This is a genomic window from Candidatus Cloacimonadota bacterium (assembly GCA_011372345.1).
Lineage (GTDB): Bacteria > Cloacimonadota > Cloacimonadia > Cloacimonadales > TCS61 > DRTC01.
Genome location: DRTC01000359.1, coordinates 1 through 5058, shown reverse-complemented (window position 1 = coordinate 5058; position 5058 = coordinate 1). Strand labels below are relative to the sequence as shown.

General features: G+C 37.0%; 3 protein-coding genes. All 3 read right to left on the bottom strand.

Annotated features, from left to right (window positions below; translation table 11 throughout):
* Positions 1–3: 3 nt before the first annotated feature.
* Positions 4–1398, bottom strand: a complete 1395-nt coding sequence (locus ENL20_06945) for a DEAD/DEAH box helicase (GenBank protein HHE38293.1) — start codon at positions 1396–1398, stop codon at positions 4–6.
* A 92-nt stretch (positions 1399–1490) separates the two neighbouring features.
* Positions 1491–2690, bottom strand: a complete 1200-nt coding sequence (locus ENL20_06940) for a hypothetical protein (protein HHE38292.1) — start codon at positions 2688–2690, stop codon at positions 1491–1493.
* Between the two features lie 99 nt (positions 2691–2789).
* A partial coding sequence (locus ENL20_06935; GenBank protein ID HHE38291.1) for a DEAD/DEAH box helicase occupies positions 2790–5058 on the bottom strand: 2269 nt, incomplete at its 5' end.

The following is a 5058-nucleotide window of genomic DNA, read 5'->3' as shown; positions in this document are numbered from 1 at the left end:
CAGCTATTTTTCAGTTGATTTCAGGAATTTTCTCAAAATTGGAATCAATTCTTCCGTTAATTCATCTTCATTAAAATATCCTCCGGATTCTTCACTTTGTTTTCTCATCTTCAGAAGCCAGGAATTTGTTTTCCCCAGATTCTTATAAATTTCAGGCAGTTTTTCTTTGATCTCTTTTCGAATTTCGAGAATATTCTTCTTATACAAATCCGCAGAAAACATCGATCTTGCCCGATCAACAAGATTATGTGCTTCATCGATCAGGAAGACAAATCTATCATCTTTTTTCAGATTTTCTTCATCAAAAAAACGGCGCAAATAAATACGAGGATCAAAAGCATAATTATAATCGCAGATGATGCAATCCGACCAGAGAGAAATTGCCAGCGAAAACTCGAAGGGACACACTTTGTGTGTTTGGCTGTATTTTTCAACTATTTCTCGTGTGAGAGAATTTTCCTGAAAAATATCATTCAGTGCAGCATCGATCCGATCATAAAATCCTCTGGCAAAACTGCATTCTTCACCATTACAGGCATTTTCCGGATTAGGGCAGATCTTGTCTTTGGCAGTTAAGGTCAAAAATGTAAAGTTCAATCCTTTTTCCTTCATTTTTTGGAAGGATTTTTCTGCTGCTTCTTTACCGGTCGTTTTTGGTGTCAGATAGAATATTTTTGTGGAATGTTTTTCAGGAAATGTTTTGATCGCAGGAAAGAGGACTGCTGCTGTTTTACCAATTCCGGTAGAAGCCTGCACGATCAATTGTCCGGAATCGCGGATATTTCGGTAAACTTCCATTGCCATTTTTCGCTGACCGGGACGGTATTTTTCAAATGGAAAATCTAATTTTCGAATTGTTTCATCACGCAGATTTCGATAATCGAATAATCGCTTCATCCAAACTAAATATTTTTGGAAAAGTGTTTGGAAGAATCCTTCCAATTCTTTTATAGAAAAGGTTTTCGTGATTTCCTTGATTTCTTTTGACTCGAGATGAAAATATGTTAATCGAATATCTATGGTTTCCAAACAATCTTTAGATGCATAAATGTAAGCATATATTTTTGCTTGTGCCCAATGAACAGGATTTTCTTTTTTCTGTAAAGAATCAAGATTTCTATCCGTAGTTTTGATCTCTTCTATGATAATTTTATCAGGATAAACAAAAACTCCATCGATCCTGCCTTTTATCTCTACCTGGAAATTTTCCGTTTCGATCTGCCATGAAACAAAAACTTCTTTCTGATATTCTTCAGGTCGTGATTTCTGGATTTTCTGATGAACTCTAATTCCAGTAACTGCCCGACTTGAACTGGTGAATGCTTCCAAATTCAAATCACCGCTGCGATGAGTGTATTCAGCAAGTTCCCGCACTGAAATTGTAATTTTTTGTTTCATAAATTTTCCATCTTGCTGGACTCTACTTCATCCGGCTTTTGACGGATGGAGTTGAGAACAGTAAAAAGAGATCGAAAATAAACTCCATCGAACTAAAGTTGATGAAGTCCAGTCTTGATTTTCTTCTTTAACCTTTTGTACCGATGAATTAACTCATCGATCACACTCATCTCAAAAATATAACTTTGTTTAACGAGAGTAATCGCTTTTTCTGTGTACTGCAGAGCTTTCTGATAATTATGCCTGCGATGTTCTTCAATTTTTGCCAACTCGATAAAAGCGTAAATTTCATCCGAATTTGCTGCTTGCAGCCAGAGTTTTTCTGCTTTTTCGATCTGCTCATATTTTTTGTAAAGAAACGAAAGTTGCTTCAAACATTTTACATTTTGCGGATTTTTCTTTAATTCGATTTCAAATATTTCTCGTGCTGAATCAAGGTTTTCACAATCCTCAAACAACCTTCCAATCTCAAACAAATTTTTTTGAGGAAGATTTTTCCTGATCCCCGAAATATCCAAGGTTTCAGAAATTTTGATCAAAAGTGCAGCCATCGAAATAATGTCGATCTTATTATGATGAAAAACATTTTTCAGAAGTGATGCATCTTTATTTTCTAGATAATCGAAATAAACCTGCGGAATTTCACTACCAGGAATGTCGTTTGATAGATCGCGTTTTTTTTGCAGGATTTGTTTCTCTAAATTCTGAAGTGTACAATTGTCCAGAACATTCTTCCATAACCTTCGAGAAAGATGCAGCAGATCGAGATTTTCCATCTGTTTCAGATTTTTCTGATTGAGAATAAATCGGGTTTTTAAAAGTGGAATATCAAAACTTTTCCCGTTGAAACTGACAAACACTGAAAATTCCCTGAATTCTTTTTCAAGAGCATTTATCAAAAAAATTTCCGCAGATGGATCGGTCATAAAAAATTGTTTTACGAAGAAATGATCATCACTGAAAAATCCGATCCCGACTAAAAAAGCGAGTGTTCCGGTTCCTCCGGCTAATCCGGTTGTTTCCGTATCTATGAAAAGAAGATCATCCAATTTGATATTTTGTATCCCAGCCCATTTTTCGACTATTTGCGGGATTTTGAATTCTTGTATTTCGACAGAATCGAAGTTGAATGGTAGTTTTTCAAAATAATCAACGCAGAATATTTTCTCATTTTCTGAAAGATATTTTCCCGTTACTAAACTATGAACATCTTTATCAGAAAGGATTTTTTTTTCTTCCGGTTTTTTCATTTTCGGAAGTGCATCTTTTAATAAGTTTTCTAATTCCGGCATGTTATTTTCGACAATCCTTATTCGAGTTGTAAGGTGCGACGACACGAAATCAGTTTGTTGGATTTTTGTTTCGACTCGACGCTTCGCTTTCAAGTCGAATTAATGTTTCAGCAACCTCAACATCTCCAGCACCTCATCCTTCGCTCCCATTCCATTCTCCGCAACCGGACCGACACAAGCAGGACAACCGTCTTTACATTCGCAATTCGAGACAACTGAAAAAGCTTCTTCGAGCAATTTCTGGTGAATTTTAAATAATTTTTCACTCAATCCGATTCCACCAGGAATGCTGTCATTGAAGATAATTGTCGGTCGTTTGACAGCAAGTTTGGAAGCAAATTCCTGATGAACTCTGATGTCTTTCCGGTCACACATTAGAAATAAAGGAGCAATATTTCCCAGAAGATAAGATAAACCTGCGAGACCGCTTTGAATGAAGATCTGTTTCTCTGCTTCTCGATGACAGGCAGGACAGAGTGTGATCAGATTATCCAGTTTATTGGCTTCTTTTTTGGAAACAAACGAACGAAAGGGGATTTTATGATGAACATCGAAATGTTTTTCTTTTTCGATAGCCTGACAGTTCTGGCAAGTATATTCATCTCTTTCCCGTACATGATCGGATATTAATTTCCAATCTGAACCGTAATCATTTTTCTTTTTCCACAGATTTGATTCTTCTAACTGCTTTACCATTTTTTCCGATAACGAAAACCAGTAACCATAAGTAACCATCTGACTGGCTGGAAGATCGAGATTTTCATAACCAAGGATCTCATTGGAATACCATTTCATCTTCTTATATCCAACAACTTGATCCGTAACATTCAATTGTCCGTAATATTTTTTTCCTCCTTTAATCTCTTTTTCTTTTTTCAGTTTCAGAAGCTCGAATTCTGTCTTGCTCTGCGATTGTGTGTAATAATCAACTTTTCTCTTTTCCAACTCGACCAGATGATCTTTCTGATCGAGATTTCTAACGAGATATGACTCTCCATTATGAATATAAACTGCTTGCGGATGCGTCATCCAGAAAGCACTTCCCTCATCGACAATACCAATCGTTTTTCCTTCGGATTGGAGAATATATTCATTTGCTCCGACAGTTCGCAGGGAAATGTCATCAGCAGGATACGAGCTGGATTTCCAATAAAAAGTATTCTTGGAAGAAAACAATTTTCCATACTTTTGCAGGATTTCCAGATATTCTCCGACGATTTTAGAAGTTAATTTTCCAAAAGATTCTGTATTCAGAAAAGGTTTTTCGAATACAGCACATTGGAGATGATGAAGCAAAATAAACGGATTATCAGGATTGATGAGAGCTTGTTCCGGTGAGTTTTCCAATAAGTATTCCGGATGAGAAGCCAGGTATTGATCGAGCAGATTGGAAGACACGACCAGAATCGATAAAGATGAACTTCCTTTTCGTCCAGCCCGACCGGATTGCTGTTTCGTGGAAGCGATACTTCCCGGATATCCGCAGATAATAACCGTATCCAGACCTCCGATATCGATACCGAGTTCCAAGGCATTGGTTGCCACTGTTGTCCTGATCTTTCCTTCTCTGAAATTTTGTTCGATCTTTCGTCTTTCTGATGGTAGATACCCGCTGCGATAACCATGGATCGTTTCAGGACTTTTAATATTTTTATGAAGATAGGTCACGATCAATTCCACCATTCTGCGGGATTGAGCAAAAACAAGTGTCTGACCTTTTTCCTGATAAATTAAGTTTGCCAGGCGGATCGTTTCCAGCATCGCACTTCTGCGGATTCCGAGTTCTCTGTTCACAAATGGCGGATTATAGATCATAAAATGTTTTTCTCCATGCGGAGAACCATCTTTATCGATCAAAACAAAATTTTCTTCGAGCAGATTGGAAATGAAATCTGTTGCATTTGAGAGCGTTGCAGAAGTAAGGATGAATCTCGGTTTAGATTTATAAAAATCTGCAATCCGTTTCAATCTCCTGATCACATTGGCAAAATGAGAACCGAAAATTCCCCGATAAATATGAACTTCATCGATCACGATAAAAGATAAATTTTTGAAAAAATCTGACCATTTAGTATGATGAGGAAGAATTCCAAGATGCAGCATATCAGGATTGGAAAAAATGAAATTCGCTTTTGATCTGATAATATTTCTCTGCTCATTGGGAGTATCTCCGTCATAAATTCCCAGCTTTGCTTTCTGCTTCCGGGAAGATACTTCATTCAAATCGGTGAGCAATGTCTGCAGGTTATTTTTCTGATCTTGTGCTAAAGCTTTGGTGGGGAAGAGGAATAAAGCTCGCATATCATGATTTTTTAGAAAATCATGAAGGATAGGAAGCAAATAACAGAGACTTTTCCCGCTGTCCACT